The following is a 19,146-nucleotide window of genomic DNA, read 5'->3' on the forward strand; positions in this document are numbered from 1 at the left end:
CATATTACATGCAGTATTTGCTTGAAAATAATTCAAAACCATCATCTGTATATGTTTTTGCAAAAGAGAATAAATTTGAAGAAGCAACCTTTTATGAGTATTTTGGTTCATTTGAAGCTATTGAAAAGTCAATATTTACAACTTTTTTTGAGGTTACCATTAATACGTTAGCAAAAAGTAAAGATTATGAGACATTCGATGCTCGAAACAAATTATTAAGTTTCTATTTCACCTTTTTTGAAAACCTATCAGCTAATAGGAGTTTCATTCTTTTGCTACTTGACGACAAAAAAAATCAATTAAAAAATTTAAGCATCCTTGCTGATTTTAAAAAGAATTTCACAGAGTATATCGGAAGTCTCAATATAGAAACTATTGATTTCAAACAAAAAAATATTACTCAAATACAACTTAAGAGTATTAAAGAAAGTGCTTGGATACAATTTTTAGTTACTTTAAAATTTTGGATGAACGATAGTTCTTCTTCTTTTGAAAAAACAGATATTTTTATTGAAAAATCTGTCAATACAAGTTTCGATTTAATTGATACAACACCTTTAAAAAGCATTATAGATTTCGGCAAATTTCTATATAAAGAAAAAATGAACATTAAATAAAAACATTATGCTAAAAACTATAGATACAATACCTGTTTCAAAAATACAACGTGCTTCAAAACTGGTTCAAACTGGCGCTAAAGTAGGTGTAAATTACTTAAAATATTATGGAGACAAAATAATCTCCACTGAAGTTGATGCCAAAGAACGTCTAAATAAAAACAATGCAGAAGATATCTATGACGGGTTAAAACAACTAAAAGGTAGTGCTTTAAAAGTAGCGCAAATGTTAAGTATGGAAAAGAGTGTACTTCCACAAGCATATGTAGAAAAATTTTCATTAGCACAATTTTCTGTACCACCTTTATCAGCACCATTAGTTGTAAAAACATTTAAAAAGTATTTTGGAAAAGTACCTCAAGATATTTTTGACGACTTTAATGCAAATTCTGTAAATGCCGCAAGTATAGGTCAGGTTCATAAAGCAAAAAAAGGTGACAAAACTTTTGCGGTTAAAATCCAATATCCTGGAATTGCAAATAGTATTTCTAGTGATTTAGCGTTGGTAAAACCTATTGCTATTAGTATGTTTAACATTAAAGGTAAAGATTCTGATAAATATTTTAAAGAGGTTGAAGACAAACTAATTGAAGAAACTAACTATTTAATAGAAATAGACCAAAGCAAAGAGATTTCGGCTGCTTGTGCTCATATCCCTAACCTAATTTTTCCAAATTATTACGAAGAGTTTTCTTCTGAACGCATTATTACAATGGATTGGATGCACGGAGAACATTTATCTGAATTTACTGCGCATAATTCTGATGTCAATAAAGCTAATAAATTAGGTCAAGCGTTATGGGATTTCTATATGTATCAAATTCATACCTTAAAAAAGGTTCATGCAGATCCTCATCCAGGTAATTTTTTAATTTCAGAAGATGCAGATTTAATTGCTTTAGACTTTGGATGTATGAAAACTATTCCTAATGATTTTTATATTCCTTATTTTGAATTGGCTAAACAAGAGAATATTAATAATCCATCCATCTTTAAAGAAAAATTATTTGAATTAGAAATTTTAAGAGAAGACGACTCTCCTGAAGAATTAGAATTTTTTACTGAGATGTTTTATGATATGTTAAGCTTATTCACGCAACCATTTCAACAAGAAACGTTTGATTTTTCAGATCCCCAATTTTTTAGTCAAATCGCCGAACTAGGTGAAAGATATTCTAAAAATACTGAACTTAAAAAAATGAATGCTAACAGAGGGTCAAAACACTTTATTTATATTAACAGAACATTTTTTGGTCTTTATAATTTAATGTTTGATTTAAAAGCAAAAGAGGTTAAAATAAATAATTTTAAGAATTTATAATGAAGCATCTCAACCTTCAAGACATTAATAATCTAAATCATTTATATAAAATTAATCTTGTTAATAGCATTGCAGGGTATAAATCAGTAAATTTAATTGCGACTAAATCAGTCTCAGAAAAAACAAATGTTGCAATATTTAGCTCTGTGATTCATCTTGGCTCTTCACCTCCTTTATTAGGATTTATGTTAAGGCCTGCTACAGTTCCAAGAAATACTTACGAAAATATTATTGAAACTGGCTACTATACCATAAACCATATTCATGATCAAATTTTAGAAGATGCGCATCATACCTCTGCTAAATATAACCGTGAAATATCTGAATTTGAAGTTACAAAGCTAGAAACTGAATATAAAGATAATTTTTATGTACCTTTCGTAAAAGATTGTCCAATTCAATTAGCTATGCAATTTGTTGAAGAATATACTATTAAAGCTAATAATACCAAGCTAATTGTTGGTGAAATAAAAGGAGTATATATTAAAGATGGCCTTTTACAAGATGATGGGTTTGTTGATTTATCGAAAGGAAAAGTTGCAACCATTAATGGACTTGATGGCTACGCCATCCCAAATTTAAAGAAGCGTTTAGATTATCAACGACCAAAAATATTTTAGACCAAATGAAAATTCTAGTTACTGGAGCAACAGGTTATATAGGTAAAAGGTTAATTCCACTTCTATTAAATGAAGGCCATACTGTTGTTTGTGCAGTAAGAGATAAAGAAAGAGCACTTAAAAGTTTTATAAATCATAAAAATGCGATTATTGCAGAGGCCGATTTTTTAAAACCTCGAACATTAAATCAATTACCAAAAGATATTGATGTTGCTTATTATTTAATTCATTCTATGTCAAATTCTTCTACTGAATTTCATTCATTAGAAGAAATGTGCGCCCAAAATTTTAAATCTTTCATAGAAACTACCTTAACCAAACAAGTTATTTATCTCAGTGGAATTACAAATGACACAAAGCTTTCAAAACATTTACTAAGCAGAAAAAATGTTGAAATTATTTTACAATCTAATAAATACGCATTAACCACTTTTAAAGCTGGGATTATTGTTGGTTCAGGGAGTTCTTCTTTTGAAATTATTCGAGATTTGGTTGAAAAACTTCCATTTATGATTGCTCCAAAATGGTTAAATACTAAAACACAACCTATAGCAGTTAGAGATGTTTTAACATTTTTATTAAAGGCTACTGGGAATGAAAAATTATTCGATCAATCATTTGATATTTTTGGTCCAGAAATTTTAACTTATAAGCAAATGCTTTTACAGTTTGCAAAAATAAGAGGATTAAAACGAAGTATACTTACAGTTCCAATAATGACCCCGAAATTATCTTCCTATTGGCTTTATTTTGTAACATCAACTTCTTATAAATTAGCATCCTCTTTAGTTAATAGTATGGGGATTGAAATTATTGGAAAACCAAGCAATATCAATAAACTATTAAATATTGAACCTATTTCGTATAAAGATGCCGTTAAAAATGCCTTTGAAAAGATTGAACAAAATAGTATTGTTTCTAGTTGGAAAGATTCATTTGTTAGTGGCATTCTGAAAGAAGACGTTCACGATTATATTAATGTTCCTACCTATGGATGCTTCACAGATAAAAAGCAACGACCTATTTCTAATTTAAATGCTACTTTATCTAAAATTTGGTCAATAGGTGGAACAAATGGGTGGTATTACGGTACATTTTTATGGAAAATTAGAGGGTTTGTTGATAAAATGTTTGGTGGGATTGGAATACGTAGAGGAAGAACGCATCCTACGGAGCTAAACATTGGTGATTCTTTGGATTTTTGGAGAGTTATTTACGCGAATAAAGACCAAAAAAAATTATTACTTTATGCAGAAATGAAGCTACCTGGAGAGGCTTGGTTGGAATTTAAGATTAAAGATAATGTACTTTACCAAACTGCTACTTTTAGACCTCAAGGCCTTGCTGGAAGATTGTATTGGTATGCCGTAACGCCATTTCACTGGTTTGTTTTTAATGGAATGATTTCAAAATTAGCAGCATAACTATTAAATCAAAGATCCTTTTACCACTTCTAAATAGCGTAACCGTGCAAATTTATGATCAACCATCTTTTCTATTTCTTTATAGTTAGGATTCCATTTTTTTATATACTCAAAATTTGGGTCAAATTTTTGCTGTTGAGTTTCTGGATTAAAAACTCTAAAATAAGGAGCCGAATCACAACCAGTTCCTGCTACCCATTGCCAATTCCCATTATTTGAAGAAAGTTCATAATCGAGTAATTTCTCTGCAAAATAAGCTTCTCCCCAACGCCAATCTATTAATAGGTGCTTATTTAAAAAACTAGCAACTATCATCCTTACCCTATTATGCATATAACCCGTTTTATTCAGCTCATTCATACCTGCATCTACTATTGGATATCCAGTTTTTCCATCGCACCACAATTTAAATTCCTCTTCATTATTTCTCCACGGAATAAAGTTATATTTTGATTTAAAATTACCTTGGACAACTGATGGAAAATTAAATAATATTTGCATAAAAAATTCACGCCAAATAAGTTCGTTACAAAAAGTAGTGTTTTTTGCTTCTGCGTAATTAAATAGTTTTCTAATACTAATAAGTCCGAACCTTAAATGAACTGATATATTTGAAGTCTCAACTATAGGTAAATCTCTATGTAATTCATAATCAATGATTGGCTTTAAATTAATTGACTTTACTTTTATTGAATTTTGAGTAAAACCTATTTCTTCAATTGAAGGAAATTCAAAAGATGAATTAAAATAATTATTTACAATATCTTCAGATTTGTAGTACTGTATCTCTTTAATATTGTATAAATCTCGCCATTTATTTTTGTAAGGAGTATAAACAGTATAAGGCTTTCCATCATTTTTTACTACTTCAGTAGTCTCAAAAATAACTTGATCTTTATAATTAAAAGCCTGTACGCCATATTCTTTACAAATCTTAGTAATCTCTAAATCTCGTTTAATAGCATACGGCTCATAATCTCTATTAAAATGAATACTTCGAACATTAAACTCATGTAGTAGCTGTTTCCAAACATCATTAGTGTTACCCTTTTTAACGAGTAAAGAAGATCCAAACTTTAATAATTTAGAATTCAATTCTTGCAAAGATTGATGAATAAAATTTACTCGAGCATCATTTTCAGGTAACTCACTTAAAATCTCTTCATCGAAAATAAAAACTGGTAGAACAGGAATACTTGAATTTAACGCATGAAATAAACCACAATTATCTTTAAGGCGTAAATCTCTACGAAACCAAAAAATAGAAACATCTTGTTTATTCATTTGAATAATAATATTAAGAATTGATATACTCTTTCGATGTAAACTTAGTTTTAAAAAATTCTATTAAAATTAAACTACTATATAGCATATTGAACGCATATACAGTATCTTCAACGGGAATGGTGAAAATTCTAATTCCTAAATTTTCTTCGTTGTTATACCAAACCACTTCTCCTTCAATAAAACTACCTGTTAAAATACCATTAACAATGAAAAATGGAATTAAAATCAATAAAAAGGTGATAAAAAATTGATTTAACATATTGTTTTTAGATACCAATGAGTATGCCAATAAAACAACAAATAATAGGAAATTTACACTTGTATATTTTTTAGGCCAAGCTATAAATAAAACTATGACGGCTATAGTAATTAAAATATATGTAATAACTGTAGTTTGAGATTTTGATAATTTAGCTTTTGGTTTAAAATATAAAAAGGCGTAATGCGTAAAGAGACTAGCGTAAGGAATACAAATAAAAAACAAAATCTCTTCTAATGGCAATCCAAAAAATAGTATATCAGTATGATATTTTGGGTTAAAACCCCAAACACCTTGCTTTGTAAAAATAACATCCCAAATAATAAAAAAAATGGCTACAATTATAATTGAAAGGAAAACGGATTTCCACCATTTTATAAAACGCATTCTTTTTTCAAAACTATAAACAAAGGGAACTATAAAAGACGCTATATTTAAAATTAAATATAAACTCACTATACTTTGAAATATTTAAATGGTACAAATAACATCCCGAAACACTCCCCATCTTCTTTCCCTAAGTGCTTGTGATGAACTTTGTGAGCTTTTCTTAATCCAATAAGATACTTGCTATTTGTTTTATTAAACCATTTAAAACGTCTATGAATTAGCACATCATGCACTAAAAAATAAGCCATTCCATAAAATAGAATTCCTAGACCAATAAAAAAACGATAGTTTAAACCTCCGTCAAGTCCAAAATAAAATAAGGCAATACTTGGTAGTGCAAAAATGATAAAGAAAACATCATTACGTTCAAACCAATTCTGATAGCGAGGTTGATGATGATCTTCATGAAAATACCACATTAAACCGTGCATGACATATTTATGAGTTAACCAGGTTATACATTCCATTAAAATGAATGTTAACAGTGTAATTCCTACAAATATCATAATAAGTTATTCAATTTATTTAATTCTATATGTTGCTTTTCAGTAAGGCCTTGAACCTTTAATAAGTTAGTCAACATTACTTTTTTATAAGTACTAGATAATTTACAATCTTCAAAATTTTCGATTACCCAAGTAAAGTCTTCTTCCTTATTTTCATGATATCCCAAAAATTTTGGAATTTCACTTTGAAATAAAAATCGCACATACCTATACTCTACTTTTTGCTGATTTTTATTTATTGTTTTATCTAATAATTTAGAACCCTTTTTAAAGTTTGAATATTTAGAAATCGGAAATTTTGCAAATCGAGATTTCATTAAATATAAAGCTGCAAGATAAACTTTTGAATCATCACTTTCTAAATTTTCTATTTTTCGAATATAATTATTTGCCTCTTCCACAGATCGGATGGCTAAATAATTTGCTTTAACCTCTTCTAAGTCCGAAGAACTTAAAACATTCACTAGTAGAAAAAAAGAAAATAAAATCTTCATATTAACTTATAACAAGTTAAATTTAAACACCACAAAAGAGCGCGCTAGTAAACTTAATTTTACAGGATTTGAAACACGAATACGTGTTGTTAATATCTTTTCTGAAGGAGTTGCCTTTAATTTATGTAGTAAACGTCTATAATACATATAAGCCGTGTATACCCCAAATTTAGCTTCTATTGGTAATAGCTTAATACCTTTATAAGCTTCAGCAAAATCACTTTCAATTTCTTCAATTATTGTTTGCTTAGACTGATAATCTAGAGATTTAAAATTAATACCAGGGAAATAAGATCTATTCAATACCTCGTAATCATCTTTTAAGTCTCGTAAAAAGTTAACTTTCTGAAAGGCAGAACCTAATTTCATAGCAGGCTCTTTTAAGTTTTCATACATTTCATTATCTCCATCTACAAAAACTTTTAAACACATTAAACCAACTACATCAGCAGAGCCATAAATATAGTTATTATATTCATCTGCTGTTTTGTATTCAGTCTTGTTCAAATCAAGTTTCATACTCGTTAAAAAAGCCTGAATCAAATCATCTGAAATATTATATTTTCTAACCGTATTTTGAAAACTATTCAAAATTGGATTTAAACTTATACCATTTTCTAAGGCCGTATAATAGTCTGCCTCAAATTTAGTGATCAAATCTATTTTATTGTACCCATGAAAAGAATCTACTATTTCATCAGCACAACGTACAAATGCATAAATATTATAAATTGCCCCTCTTATTTTCGGTGATAGCATATTAACTGCTAAAGAAAAAGAAGTACTATATTTTTTTGTAACTATTTTGCTACAATGAAAAGAAGTATCATCAAAAAGTTGTTTCATGTTTTTTTAGTTAGTAGTTATATTAAATCAAATTTTTAGTAGTCATTTCTGCAACAATTTTTCCTGAAATTATTGATGGTGGAACACCTGGTCCTGGCACCGTAAGCTGACCTGTAAAAAATAAATTTTTAACTTTTTTACTTTTAATTTTTGGTCTTAAAAATGCTGTTTGCGTCAGCGTATTTGCCAGTCCATAGGCATTACCTTTATATGAATTGTAATCTTCTATAAAATCATTTACACAATAAGATTCTTTAAAGATAATGTGATCACTCACTTTTTGATCTGTCAATCGCTCTAAACGATCCATTATTAATTTAAAATAATGCTCTCTTATTTCTGGAGTGTCTTCTATACCAGGAGCAATTGGAATTAAAAAAGTTGCTGCTTCTTGATGCTCAGGTGCAAAACTTGAATCTGTTATACTAGGAAAACTAGCATAAAACAATGGTTCTTTAGGCCAGCTTGGCGTGTCATAAATTTCAACTGCATGTGCATCAAAATCTGAATCAAAGAAGAGTGTATGATGCGATACATTTTTAAGTTTTTTATTCAAACCAACATAAAACAATAAAGATGATGGAGCAAAGGTTCTATTTTCCCAGTATTTTTCAGAATACATTCTATACTTTTTATCAAGGAGTGTCTCTGAGTGATGGTAATCAGCTCCGCTAATAACAATATCTGCTTTTAAAAATTCACCATTTGATATAACTCCTACAGCTTTCCCATTTTCCACTTCAATTTTTTCAACATTCTGCTCCGTTTTAATAGTAACTCCTAACGAAGTTGCTAATGATACAAATCCTTTGACAACCTCAAACATACCACCTTTTGGGTGCCAAGTTCCTAATCCGAAATCTGCATAATTCATAAAACTATAAAAACTCGGAGTATTAGATGGTTTTGCACCTAAAAATAACACTGGAAACTCTAATATTTGTATTAATTTTTTACTTTTAATATTGCTCCTAACTTCTTTACTTATACTCTTAAAAAATTGTGCAACATTCACGATAGTATCTTTAGTAATAAGTTCAGTAATTGAATTACCTGGCTTATAAACCATATTATTCACAGCAATTTCATAATTGAATTTTGCAGCGTCTAAAAACTTTTTCAGATAAACTGAACTGCCTTTTTCTTCTTTTTCGAAAATAGCATAAATTTCTTCGATTCTATCTGAAATAATTATTGATTCTAGCGTATTAAAGTAAACCTGATAAGCAGGTGCTAATTTTTCTAAATCGTAATAATCTGAAGATTTTTTACCAAAATCATTAAAAAACTTCTCAAAAACATCTGGCATCCAATACCAGGTTGGTCCTATATCAAATTTAAAACCATCTTTTTGTAAAACACGCGCTCGTCCTCCTACGCTGCTATTTTTTTCAAGCAATGTAACGTTGTATCCTTTTTTCGCTAAGTAACACGAAGCTGAAAGGGACGAAAATCCGGAACCTATAATAAGTATATTTTTCATTTTTGTTTAACAAATGTAAGTTTTTATTAGACAATAAAAAATATTCTACTAAAAATTATACAATTTTTAACAAATCCAATGGTGATTTAAAAATTTTAACTTGAGGAATATCAAAGCTTTTTATTTCAATTTGTGATGTTTTAGATCCCAAAACCCAAAGAGAATCATTAGAGTTAATTAATGTAGAATTATAAACCTGATCTGCGTAAAATTCAACTGAATCCTTTGATGGTTCAACAGTCAAATAGGTTATATAAATGGTTTCACATTCTCCGTCCTTTAAATCTTGTAAGTTCTCTGTAGGAACACTTTGACCTAAATAGATTGAATAATAACCTCGCAACAATAATTCAAAATGCAGATATAATAAACCTAGCTCATGTATCTCATTCATAGGTAAATACAAAACAAATTTTTTTAATCTATTAGGAGTTGTTAAATGCTGAATTTTCTCAATATTTATATGAATTTTCTGTTTAACTAAATTGGTAATAAAATGCTCATGTGCCGGTGTTATTGAATTAACTTGCCATAAAACTCCTATTTCATTAAGAAAAGGCATAAATACTTTTGTAAAAATATATTGAAATGTGTTTGACGCTAACAAGCTATTATAAATTTGATTAAACATTTGTTCATCAAAATTTAACATTGCTAATTTTAAAGAATTAGAAGCTTCAGTTTTAAACCCTTTAGTAAATGTAAGGTCGGCAACACTTACTATCATTTCAGCATCAGATAATTTAGCTATTTTTGAAATCTTTAAGCCATTATTATAAAGCAAATTTACATTTAACAACTTTTGTAAACTTTCTAAATTATAAAACCTAATATTAGAATCCGTTCGTTGTGGTTGTAATAAATTATACCTTTTTTCCCAAATTCTAATGGTATGTGCTTTAATTCCTGAAAAATTTTCGAGATCTTTTATTGTGAACTCAGACTTAATATTGTTCAATCTAATAATCGTTTAGTTGAACAAATATACTGATTATTTACAATTTAGAAAGTTATAACTAAAAAAAGAGCTCAAAATTGAGCTCTTTTTTTACCACATAAAATATTAAAGATTACTTATTTAAATACATTCTTCTTCTTGAATACAATTCATAAAACTGATCATCTTTTAAATTATCTATAAACAAAATACTCTCGCCAGTAGACTTCATTTCAGGCCCTAATTTTTTATCCACATTAGGAAATTTATTAAAAGAAAATACAGGTTGCTTTATTGCAAACCCCTCTAATTGAGGATTAAAGTTAAAATCTTTCACCTTATTAACACCTAACATTACCTTTGTAGCATAATTCACATAAGGTTCTTGGTAAGCTTTAGAAATAAAAGGTACGGTACGCGATGCTCTAGGATTTGCTTCAATTATATAAACAATATCATCTTTTACTGCAAACTGTATGTTTATCAATCCAACTGTTTTTAAAGCCAAAGCAATTTTTTTAGTATGATCTTTTATTTGCTGTATCACAAATTCACCTAAATTAAATGGTGGTAATGTTGCATTTGAATCTCCAGAATGAACGCCACAAGGCTCAATATGCTCCATCATACCAATTATGTAGACATCCTCTCCATCGCAAATAGCATCAGCTTCCGCCTCTATTGCTCCATCTAAATAATGGTCAAGTAGTAACATATTATTAGGTATTTTTCTTAATAAATCTACGACGTGCTTTTCTAACTCTTCTTTATTTATCACAATTTTCATTCCTTGCCCACCTAAAACATAAGAAGGACGCACTAAAATTGGAAAATCTAAATTATCAGCTATAGCCGAAGCTTCATCAGCAGTAGTTGCGGTGCCATATTTAGGAAAAGGAATATCCAAATCAACTAGTAATTCTGAAAATCGTTTTCTATCTTCAGCTAAATCTAATGCTTCAAAGCTAGTTCCAATAATTTTAATACCCCATTTATCTAACTTTTCGGCTAGCTTTAAAGCTGTTTGACCACCTAACTGAACAATTACTCCTTCAGGTTTTTCATGTTTTATAATATCATAAATATGTTCCCAAAAAACAGGCTCAAAATATAGTTTATCGGCAGTGTCAAAATCTGTAGACACAGTTTCTGGATTACAGTTAATCATGATAGTTTCGTAACCTGCTTCTTTTGCAGCTAATACACCATGCACACAACAATAATCAAATTCTATTCCTTGCCCAATTCTGTTTGGACCAGAACCAAGAACTATTATTTTTTTCTTATCCGTTACATCACTTTCATTATCTGCATAACTCCCTTCAGAGGTAATCATTTTATTTTCAAAAGTAGAATAATAATAAGGCGTTTGCGCATTAAATTCAGCCGCACAAGTATCAACTAATTTATAAACCCTATTGATTCCTAATTCAATACGTTTTGAGTGCACTTCACTTTCCCAACAACCTAACATATGAGCAATTTGTCTATCCGCAAATCCTTTTTGCTTTGCTTCTAACAATAATTCATAAGATAAGGTACTAAGCTTATTTGTTGAAATTTCGTTTTCTAAGGCTAACAATTCTTCATATTGTTTTAAAAACCAGAAATCAATTTTAGTGATTTCGTGAATTCTACTTAATGGAATTCCCATTTGAATAGCATCATAAATTACAAAAACACGATCCCAACTTGCATAGGTTAATTTTTGAATAATTGTATCATAATCCTTCTCGCCTTTCCCATCAGCACCTAAACCGTTTCTTTTAATTTCTAAAGATTGAGTTGCTTTATGCAAAGCTTCTTGAAATGAACGACCAATTCCCATCACTTCACCAACCGATTTCATTTGCAAACCTAAAGTTCTGTCAGCCCCCTCAAACTTATCAAAATTCCAGCGCGGTATTTTTACAATTACATAATCTAATGTTGGTTCAAATAATGCTGAAGTTGTTTTTGTAATTTGATTATTTAATTCATCTAAATGATAACCCAAAGCTAATTTTGCTGCAATTTTGGCTATAGGATAACCTGTTGCTTTTGAAGCCAATGCTGACGAACGTGAAACACGTGGATTAATTTCAATAGCGATAATATCCTCCTTTTCATCTGGACTTACGGCAAACTGAACATTACAACCTCCAGCAAAATCACCAATTGAACGCATCATATGTATAGCCATATCTCGCATTCTTTGAAATGTTGTATCACTTAAAGTCATAGCAGGAGCAACTGTTATTGAATCTCCTGTATGAATTCCCATAGGATCCATATTTTCAATGGTACAAATTATAACTACATTATCATTACTATCTCTTAATAATTCTAATTCATATTCTTTCCAACCTAGCAAAGCTTTATCAATAATTACTTCATGAATTGGAGATGCTTCTAAACCACGACTCAACAATTCATCAAAATCTTCTTTTTTATAGACAATTGACGCTCCAAACCCTCCTAATGTAAACGATGGACGAATTACTAACGGAAAACCATATTCTTGTGCAATCTCTTTTCCTTTTAAGAATGAATTAGCTGTGGTAGAAGGTGCTTGACCAACTCCAATTTCAATCATTAATTTTCTGAATTGCTCTCTATCTTCAGTAATATTAATAGCATCGATATCTACACCAATCAATTCAACGTTAAAGTCTTTCCAAATTCCTTTATCATCAGCTTCAATACATAAATTTAATGCAGTTTGACCTCCCATTGTTGGCAAAACAGCATCAATATTTGGATGAATTGTTAATATTTCTATTATAGATTTTGTTGTTAAAGGCTTCAAGTATACATTATCCGCCAACGACGGATCTGTCATAATTGTTGCAGGATTAGAGTTGATTAAAGTAACCTCAATTCCTTCTTCTTTTAAAGATCTAATTGCTTGAGAACCAGAGTAGTCAAATTCACAAGCTTGACCTATAATAATTGGACCTGAACCAATTATTAAAATAGATTTTATGTTATTATTTCTAGGCATTGGTAAATTTAAAATATGATTTTGTAAATATCTATAAAATTATTTTTTTTCAATAAAATAGTTTTCAAAACTTATTAAGGGATCAAAAAAAAGGTGTTACTTAAAAAAGTAACACCTTATATATATAAAACTATTGTTTCATTATTTCTTTGGTCTAGGAGCTGAAGATACACTTAAGTTTTTTCTTCCTTTAGCTCTTCTTCTTGCTAAAACTTTTCTTCCAGTCGCGCTAGCCATACGTTCTCTAAAACCGTGCTTATTTCTTCTTTTTCTTTTTGATGGCTGAAATGTTCTTTTTGGCATTACTTGTATATTTTAAAAATCGTGATTCTTATGTTATTGCTTTCTTTAAGAATTAGTCCCTCTTAAAAGCGTGGGCAAATATACAATTACTTTTGTTTATGACAAATAGATTATAAAAAAAAATAAAAAATATTATTTCAAGGGTAAAAAAGAAAAAATATATACATTTATATTACTAAAAAAACACAATATGTATCATAAACCAATGCTGAAGGATGGAAGTTTAAAAGACCAAGTAATTGTTGTAACTGGCGGTGGAAGCGGACTAGGAAAAGCAATGACTACTTATTTTTTAGAACTTGGGGCACATGTAGTTATAACTTCAAGAAATATTGAAAAATTAGAAAAAGTTAAAATTGAATTAGAAGAACTTACACAAGGTAAAGTTTTAGCTGTTCAATGCGATGTTAGAAATTATAGTGAAGTAGAAAATGTATTATCCGAAACATTAAAAAACTTTGGAAAAGTTGATGGTCTTTTGAACAATGCTGCTGGAAATTTTATTAGTCCTACAGAACGCTTATCTGCCAATGCTTTTGATACCGTTATTGATATTGTTTTAAAAGGAAGTAAAAATTGTACATTAGCTTTTGGAAAACATTGGATTAAAATTAAACAACCTAAATCAACTATTTTAAATATTGTAACTACCTATGCTTGGACAGGCTCTGCATATGTTGTTCCATCAGCAACTGCAAAGGCTGGTGTTTTAGCTATGACACGTTCTTTAGCTGTTGAATGGGCAAAATATGGTATTAGGTCAAATGCTATTGCGCCGGGTCCTTTTCCAACCAAAGGCGCTTGGGATAGATTACTTCCTGGTGAATTGAAAGAAAAATTTGATATGAAAAAGAAGGTTCCTGTTGGAAGAGTTGGAGTACATCAGGAATTAGCAAATTTAGCGGCTTACTTAATGAGTGATTTTTCTGCCTATGTGAATGGTGAGGTAATTACTATTGACGGAGGAGAATGGCTTAAAGGCGCTGGAGAATTTAACATGCTAGAAGAAATTCCAGATGAAATGTGGGACATACTAGAGGCCATGATTCGAAGTAAGAAAAAGAAATAGCTATCTATTCTTATTTTAATTAAAACTTATTCCTGTAAATCCAACCCAATGGTGTTGATTGGCTTTAGCAGTTACTCCCATTCCAATATCCTCAACTTTGATATGTTTATTGTGTATGGTAGTTCTGTAATCAATTAAACTACCTTTTAACTCTTTCCCAAGTACTAAAACATTCAATTTATTTGCGAATAGCAACCCAAAAGGAACTGAATAACGTCCGCACCAAGTCCATTTATATTCTTTAAAATTATTTTCTTGTACCGTATAGCTATTAAACATTTTAATTTTATGATCAGAAATCTCACCAATTAAACAATTATCTATAATTTCTTTATCCAATGATATTGCTTTATCAGTTCCTAAACTGTCTACACCAAACGGCGCCATGTTTTTACTTCCCCAGTCTTCATCCCCATAATGTATAGCATCGTTTGAAATAACAATCGCAATATCTTTACCTAATTGCAAATTATTGTCCTCTAATAATTCAAATACCACTTTTGACATTTCATCAGAAAAATCCTGCATATTTTCAAAAGTCATATAAGGAACAAGCAAAGGCAAAATTTCAACTGTTGGGTCATTCTTTTGTAAAAACGGATTGATAGCTTCTAATGAATGCTCTAACTGCATCATGGAATCATGAACTATAAACGTACTATTTTTTAATTTCTGTAGTATTTTATCTCTCAAAGGAGAAACTTTTATGAATCCATTGGCACTTTTCCAATCTTTAAATGAACCAAATATTAATTTATTTTCTAGATTAAAATTTCTAGCTCTGTGTGCAACACCTATCAAAATAACTGTTTTAGCTTTTATACCACTCAAAGTTTTATTAAATAATCCAGCCGCATATTTGTAATCATCATGAGGACATATAACTGCTGTATAAGCCGTATCTATTGATTTAAAGTCTGCTATATCTATTCTATTTAAAATACTATCTAATTGCCACTTGTATTGAGTAAAACCAACTGTATCAACTAATTTTCTTGTTCGCAAAGACTCCTTAGGCCTATCTAAAGTACAAGAGACACTCACAACTAAAACAATAAATATCAAAGTAATTTTTACACTCATGGTATATTAATTTTATAAACTCAAATGTAGAAATTTAAATTTGATAAATGTTAATTTGTATAGAAATGAGTTAATATAGCATATTTTTAGATTTCATAATTGCGTATCTTAGCGCCTAATTTTGAAAACAAGAAAAAATATGGCACATGAATATAGTAAGTGGCACCACCCTTACAAACCAGCAAAAAAATACGACAAAAAAGTAGCTTATTTTAGCATGGAGTTTGGTATTCACCAAGCTTTAAAAATCTATTCTGGCGGACTAGGTTTTTTGGCAGGTTCACACATGCGTTCTGCTCATGAACTTAAGCAAAATGTAATTGGTATTGGAATGTTATGGAAGTATGGTTATTATGATCAAGCTAGAAATGAAGACCAAACGCTTAGAACAGATTTTATTGAAAAAACATATAATTTTTTAGAAGATACAGGTATTGAAGTTGAAGTCCCATTGCACGATAATCCAGGTGTAAAAGTTAGAGCTTATATCTTAAAGCCTGAAATTTTTGGTTGTGTGCCAATGTATCTTTTAAGTACAGATGTTGAAGGAAATGATCACTTATCAAAAACTATAACAAACCATCTGTACGATGCCAATGAATTAACAAGAGTATCGCAAAGTATTATTTTAGGTATTGGTGGAGCTAAGGTGGTTGAAGCGCTTGGAGGTGCTGATGTTTACCATTTAAATGAAGGACATGCGCTACCTGCATTTTATTATTTAAGAGACCAAGGTGTTAAAAAAGAGCAACTTGCATTCACCACACATACACCTGAAAAAGCGGGAAATGAAGAACGTGATGGAAGACATTTAAATAGATGCGGTTTTTTTGGAAGAAAACTTTCAGAAACAGAATTAAGAGCTGAAATGGTAAATGATGGTATGATTAATTATACAGTCTCTGCATTAAGAATGGCGAGAAAGTCTAATGCCGTTTCAAAATTGCATTCCGTGGTATCCAACGATATGTGGAAAGGTTTTGATGGGATAAGTGAAATCATTCCGATAACAAATGCTCAAAATCAAAATTTTTGGCAAGATGAAGAGATCAAAAAATCTTGGCAAAAGAAAAGTGCTAAGAAATTTAAAGATAGAAAAATTGAATTAAAAAATGAGTTATTTGAAGTTGTATTAAATCAAACTCAAAAAAGATTTGATCCTAATGTAATTACAATTGTTTGGGCGAGACGTTTTGCAGGTTATAAAAGAGCTGATATGTTCTTATATGACTTAGAACGATTTGAAAAATTACTTTCAAATGAAAAATATCCTGTACAAATAATTTGGGCTGGTAAACCTTACCCAAAAGATTTTTATGCAATTGAAATTTTCAATCACTTAGTAAATTACTCTAAGAATGCTAAGAATTTAGCAGTTTTAACTGGATATGAAATTGAATTATCTAGAAAATTGAAATGTGGCTCAGATATTTGGTTAAATACACCAAGAATTACACGTGAGGCTTCTGGAACCAGTGGTATGACAGCTGCTTTTAACGGTTCAGTGAATGTTTCTATAAATGACGGCTGGATTCCTGAATTTCAGAAAAATGGTGAGAACTGTTTTATTTTACCTGAATTAGATTATAGAAGACCTGTTTGGGAACAAGATGAAGAAGATTGTGCAAACCTTTTTGATATTCTTGAAAATAAAGTATTACCTACCTATTATGATAAGCCTAAAAAGTGGCAAGAAATAGTATTTAACAGTATTACAGATGTAATTCCTGAATTTACAAGTCATAGAATGGCAGATCAATATTATAAAGAGCTTTATTAAATATTGAATTGTGAAATTTATCTAAATTTTAAAAGAACCCTTTAAAAATATTTTAAAGGGTTCTTTTTTTGGTAAATCAACTAGAGTTAGTACTTTTGCCCAAACCTAAACACAATGAAAAACACAAAATACGTTTTTGTAACTGGAGGTGTTACTTCATCACTTGGAAAAGGAATAATTGCGGCATCTTTAGCGAAGTTATTACAAGAAAGAGGCTACTCCGTTACCATTCAAAAACTTGACCCATACATTAACATTGACCCAGGTACCCTAAACCCATATGAACATGGTGAATGCTATGTAACTGAGGATGGTGCTGAAACCGATTTAGATTTAGGTCATTACGAACGTTTTTTAAATATTCCTACTTCACAAGCTAATAATGTTACAACGGGCAGAATATACCAAAGTGTTATTGACAAAGAACGTAAAGGAGAGTTTTTAGGTAAAACCGTGCAAGTAATTCCACATATTACCGATGAAATCAAACATCGAATTCAACTTCTAGGTAATACAGGCGATTTTGACATTGTGATTACTGAAATTGGAGGAACTGTTGGTGATATTGAATCGTTACCTTATGTAGAATCTGTTCGACAATTATTATGGGAATTAGGTCATGAAAACGCTATTGTTATTCATTTAACTTTAGTTCCTTATTTAGCAGCTGCTGGTGAATTAAAAACAAAACCAACACAACATTCAGTTAAAATGCTAATGCAAAGTGGTGTAAGCCCTGATATTTTAGTGTGTAGAACAGAGCACGAAATATCTGAAGCCATAAAGAATAAGTTAGCGCTTTTTTGCAATGTTAAAAAAGAAGATGTAATCCAGTCAATAGATGCCGAAACAATTTATGATGTTCCTAATTTGATGTTAGAAGAAGGTTTAGACACTGTTGTCTTAAAGAAGTTACAACTACCTGGAGATAAACAACCAACTCTTACTGAATGGAATAATTTTTTAAAAGGGTTTAAAAACCCAAAAAGCACTATTGAAATTGGATTAATTGGAAAATATGTTGAGTTACACGATGCCTACAAATCAATTACAGAAGCTTTCATTCACGCCGGTGCAATTAATGAGGTAGATGTTCATATCAACTGGATTCATTCCGGAGAATTAACCGTAAAGAATGTTCCGAAAATATTAAAAAATTTAAATGGAATTCTAGTAGCTCCAGGCTTTGGAGAAAGAGGTATTGAAGGAAAAATTGAGGCCATTAAATATGCACGCGAAAATAATATTCCTTTTTTAGGAATTTGCTTAGGAATGCAAATGGCTGTAATTGAGTTTTCAAGAAATGTTTTAGGGATTCAAGATGCTAGTTCCTCTGAAATGGATAAAGAAACTATTCATCCAGTAATAGATTTAATGGAAGAACAAAAAAATATTACAAATTATGGTGGCACGATGCGTTTAGGTGCTTGGGATTGTAGTCTAAAAGAAGGTAGTAAGATTAGGCATATTTATAACAAAGAGCTAATAAGTGAGCGTCATAGGCACCGTTATGAGTTTAATAATGATTACTTAGGTCAAATTGAAAAAGCTGGAATGATTGCAACTGGTAAAAATGCAAAAACTAATTTGGTTGAAGTTATTGAAATCCCTTCACATCCGTGGTTTATTGGAGTTCAATATCATCCTGAATATAAAAGTACGGTTTTAAACCCACATCCTTTATTTGTTAATTTTGTAAAAGCTTCTTTGGAACACTCTTTGACCTAAATTAGATTCATTAATA

At 30.1% G+C, this 19,146-nt stretch carries 17 protein-coding genes; 7 read left to right on the forward strand and 10 right to left on the reverse strand.

Annotated features, from left to right (window positions below; genetic code table 11):
• The 4 genes from HKP59_RS10860 to HKP59_RS10875 form a co-directional block, all read left to right on the forward strand.
• The coding region (locus HKP59_RS10860) for a TetR family transcriptional regulator C-terminal domain-containing protein (protein ID WP_291806728.1) at positions 1 to 617 on the forward strand (617 nt) is incomplete at its 5' end.
• A 7-nt stretch (positions 618 to 624) separates the two neighbouring features.
• Positions 625 to 1,938, forward strand: a complete 1,314-nt coding sequence (locus HKP59_RS10865) for an AarF/UbiB family protein (protein ID WP_291806731.1) — start codon at positions 625 to 627, stop codon at positions 1,936 to 1,938.
• Entirely contained in the window at positions 1,938 to 2,558 is a 621-nt protein-coding gene (locus HKP59_RS10870) for a flavin reductase (protein ID WP_291806734.1), read from the forward strand. The genes HKP59_RS10865 and HKP59_RS10870 overlap by 1 nt, the downstream gene beginning before the upstream one ends.
• Before the next feature lie 5 nt (positions 2,559 to 2,563).
• Positions 2,564 to 3,982 carry an SDR family oxidoreductase gene (locus tag HKP59_RS10875; RefSeq protein ID WP_291806736.1) on the forward strand — a complete coding sequence of 473 codons (1,419 nt, stop codon included), beginning with the start codon at positions 2,564 to 2,566 and terminating at the stop codon, positions 3,980 to 3,982.
• A gap of 3 nt (positions 3,983 to 3,985) precedes the next feature.
• Here HKP59_RS10875 and HKP59_RS10880 read toward each other — a convergent pair whose 3' ends face one another.
• From HKP59_RS10880 to rpmH, 9 genes are all read right to left on the reverse strand, one after another.
• Positions 3,986 to 5,266: a deoxyribodipyrimidine photo-lyase gene (locus HKP59_RS10880; protein WP_291806738.1), complete on the reverse strand. Its 1,281-nt coding sequence runs from the start codon at positions 5,264 to 5,266 to the stop codon at positions 3,986 to 3,988.
• 13 nt (positions 5,267 to 5,279) lie between these two features.
• The gene (locus HKP59_RS10885; protein ID WP_291806739.1) at positions 5,280 to 5,984 is read right to left on the reverse strand and encodes a lycopene cyclase domain-containing protein; all 705 of its coding nucleotides are present in this window, start codon (positions 5,982 to 5,984) and stop codon (positions 5,280 to 5,282) included.
• Complete coding sequence (locus tag HKP59_RS10890) at positions 5,984 to 6,424, reverse strand: sterol desaturase family protein (RefSeq protein WP_291806740.1); 441 nt, start codon at positions 6,422 to 6,424, stop codon at positions 5,984 to 5,986. Before HKP59_RS10890 ends, HKP59_RS10885 begins: the two co-directional genes overlap by 1 nt.
• Positions 6,421 to 6,918, reverse strand: coding sequence for a hypothetical protein (locus HKP59_RS10895; RefSeq protein WP_291806742.1), 498 nt, complete (start codon positions 6,916 to 6,918; stop codon positions 6,421 to 6,423). Before HKP59_RS10895 ends, HKP59_RS10890 begins: the two co-directional genes overlap by 4 nt.
• Positions 6,919 to 6,924: 6 nt before the next feature.
• Positions 6,925 to 7,764 (reverse strand): phytoene/squalene synthase family protein, encoded by an 840-nt coding sequence (locus HKP59_RS10900; RefSeq protein ID WP_291806743.1) that lies wholly within the window; start codon positions 7,762 to 7,764, stop codon positions 6,925 to 6,927.
• A 22-nt stretch (positions 7,765 to 7,786) separates the two neighbouring features.
• Complete coding sequence (crtI, locus tag HKP59_RS10905; protein WP_291806744.1) at positions 7,787 to 9,247, reverse strand: NAD(P)/FAD-dependent oxidoreductase; 1,461 nt, start codon at positions 9,245 to 9,247, stop codon at positions 7,787 to 7,789.
• Between the two features lie 55 nt (positions 9,248 to 9,302).
• Positions 9,303 to 10,205, reverse strand: coding sequence for a B12-binding domain-containing protein (locus HKP59_RS10910; protein ID WP_291806745.1), 903 nt, complete (start codon positions 10,203 to 10,205; stop codon positions 9,303 to 9,305).
• Positions 10,206 to 10,317: 112 nt separating this feature from the next.
• Entirely contained in the window at positions 10,318 to 13,167 is a 2,850-nt protein-coding gene (carB, locus tag HKP59_RS10915) for a carbamoyl-phosphate synthase large subunit (RefSeq protein ID WP_291806746.1), read from the reverse strand.
• Positions 13,168 to 13,308: 141 nt separating this feature from the next.
• A complete protein-coding gene (rpmH, locus tag HKP59_RS10920; RefSeq protein WP_068205537.1) occupies positions 13,309 to 13,470 on the reverse strand; it encodes a 50S ribosomal protein L34 in 162 nt (53 codons plus the stop codon).
• Between the two features lie 190 nt (positions 13,471 to 13,660).
• Here rpmH and HKP59_RS10925 point away from each other — a divergent pair, with 190 nt between their 5' ends.
• Positions 13,661 to 14,539 (forward strand): SDR family oxidoreductase, encoded by an 879-nt coding sequence (locus HKP59_RS10925; RefSeq protein WP_291806751.1) that lies wholly within the window; start codon positions 13,661 to 13,663, stop codon positions 14,537 to 14,539.
• 15 nt (positions 14,540 to 14,554) lie between these two features.
• Here HKP59_RS10925 and amrB read toward each other — a convergent pair whose 3' ends face one another.
• The gene (gene amrB / locus HKP59_RS10930; RefSeq protein WP_291806753.1) at positions 14,555 to 15,622 is read right to left on the reverse strand and encodes an AmmeMemoRadiSam system protein B; all 1,068 of its coding nucleotides are present in this window, start codon (positions 15,620 to 15,622) and stop codon (positions 14,555 to 14,557) included.
• 121 nt (positions 15,623 to 15,743) lie between these two features.
• Here amrB and glgP point away from each other — a divergent pair, with 121 nt between their 5' ends.
• Complete coding sequence (gene glgP, locus HKP59_RS10935; RefSeq protein WP_363289203.1) at positions 15,744 to 17,402, forward strand: alpha-glucan family phosphorylase; 1,659 nt, start codon at positions 15,744 to 15,746, stop codon at positions 17,400 to 17,402.
• Positions 17,403 to 17,516: 114 nt separating this feature from the next.
• Positions 17,517 to 19,130 carry a CTP synthase gene (locus HKP59_RS10940; RefSeq protein WP_291806755.1) on the forward strand — a complete coding sequence of 538 codons (1,614 nt, stop codon included), beginning with the start codon at positions 17,517 to 17,519 and terminating at the stop codon, positions 19,128 to 19,130.
• Positions 19,131 to 19,146: the final 16 nt, after the last annotated feature.

This window comes from Lutibacter sp., from assembly GCF_013041805.1.
In the GTDB taxonomy this organism is placed as follows: Bacteria; Bacteroidota; Bacteroidia; order Flavobacteriales; family Flavobacteriaceae; genus Lutibacter.

Bases quoted from the DNA above. Each gene is read 5' to 3' on its own strand.
- HKP59_RS10865 (WP_291806731.1), top strand. From the start codon at position 625: ATGCTAAAAACTATAGATACAATACCTGTTTCAAAAATACAACGTGCT.
- HKP59_RS10870 (WP_291806734.1), top strand. From the start codon at position 1,938: ATGAAGCATCTCAACCTTCAAGACATTAATAATCTAAATCATTTATAT.
- HKP59_RS10875 (WP_291806736.1), top strand. From the start codon at position 2,564: ATGAAAATTCTAGTTACTGGAGCAACAGGTTATATAGGTAAAAGGTTA.
- HKP59_RS10880 (WP_291806738.1), bottom strand. From the start codon at position 5,266: ATGAATAAACAAGATGTTTCTATTTTTTGGTTTCGTAGAGATTTACGC.
- HKP59_RS10890 (WP_291806740.1), bottom strand. From the start codon at position 6,424: ATGATATTTGTAGGAATTACACTGTTAACATTCATTTTAATGGAATGT.
- HKP59_RS10895 (WP_291806742.1), bottom strand. From the start codon at position 6,918: ATGAAGATTTTATTTTCTTTTTTTCTACTAGTGAATGTTTTAAGTTCT.
- HKP59_RS10900 (WP_291806743.1), bottom strand. From the start codon at position 7,764: ATGAAACAACTTTTTGATGATACTTCTTTTCATTGTAGCAAAATAGTT.
- crtI (WP_291806744.1), bottom strand. From the start codon at position 9,247: ATGAAAAATATACTTATTATAGGTTCCGGATTTTCGTCCCTTTCAGCT.
- carB (WP_291806746.1), bottom strand. From the start codon at position 13,167: ATGCCTAGAAATAATAACATAAAATCTATTTTAATAATTGGTTCAGGT.
- rpmH (WP_068205537.1), bottom strand. From the start codon at position 13,470: ATGCCAAAAAGAACATTTCAGCCATCAAAAAGAAAAAGAAGAAATAAG.
- HKP59_RS10925 (WP_291806751.1), top strand. From the start codon at position 13,661: ATGTATCATAAACCAATGCTGAAGGATGGAAGTTTAAAAGACCAAGTA.
- amrB (WP_291806753.1), bottom strand. From the start codon at position 15,622: ATGAGTGTAAAAATTACTTTGATATTTATTGTTTTAGTTGTGAGTGTC.
- HKP59_RS10940 (WP_291806755.1), top strand. From the start codon at position 17,517: ATGAAAAACACAAAATACGTTTTTGTAACTGGAGGTGTTACTTCATCA.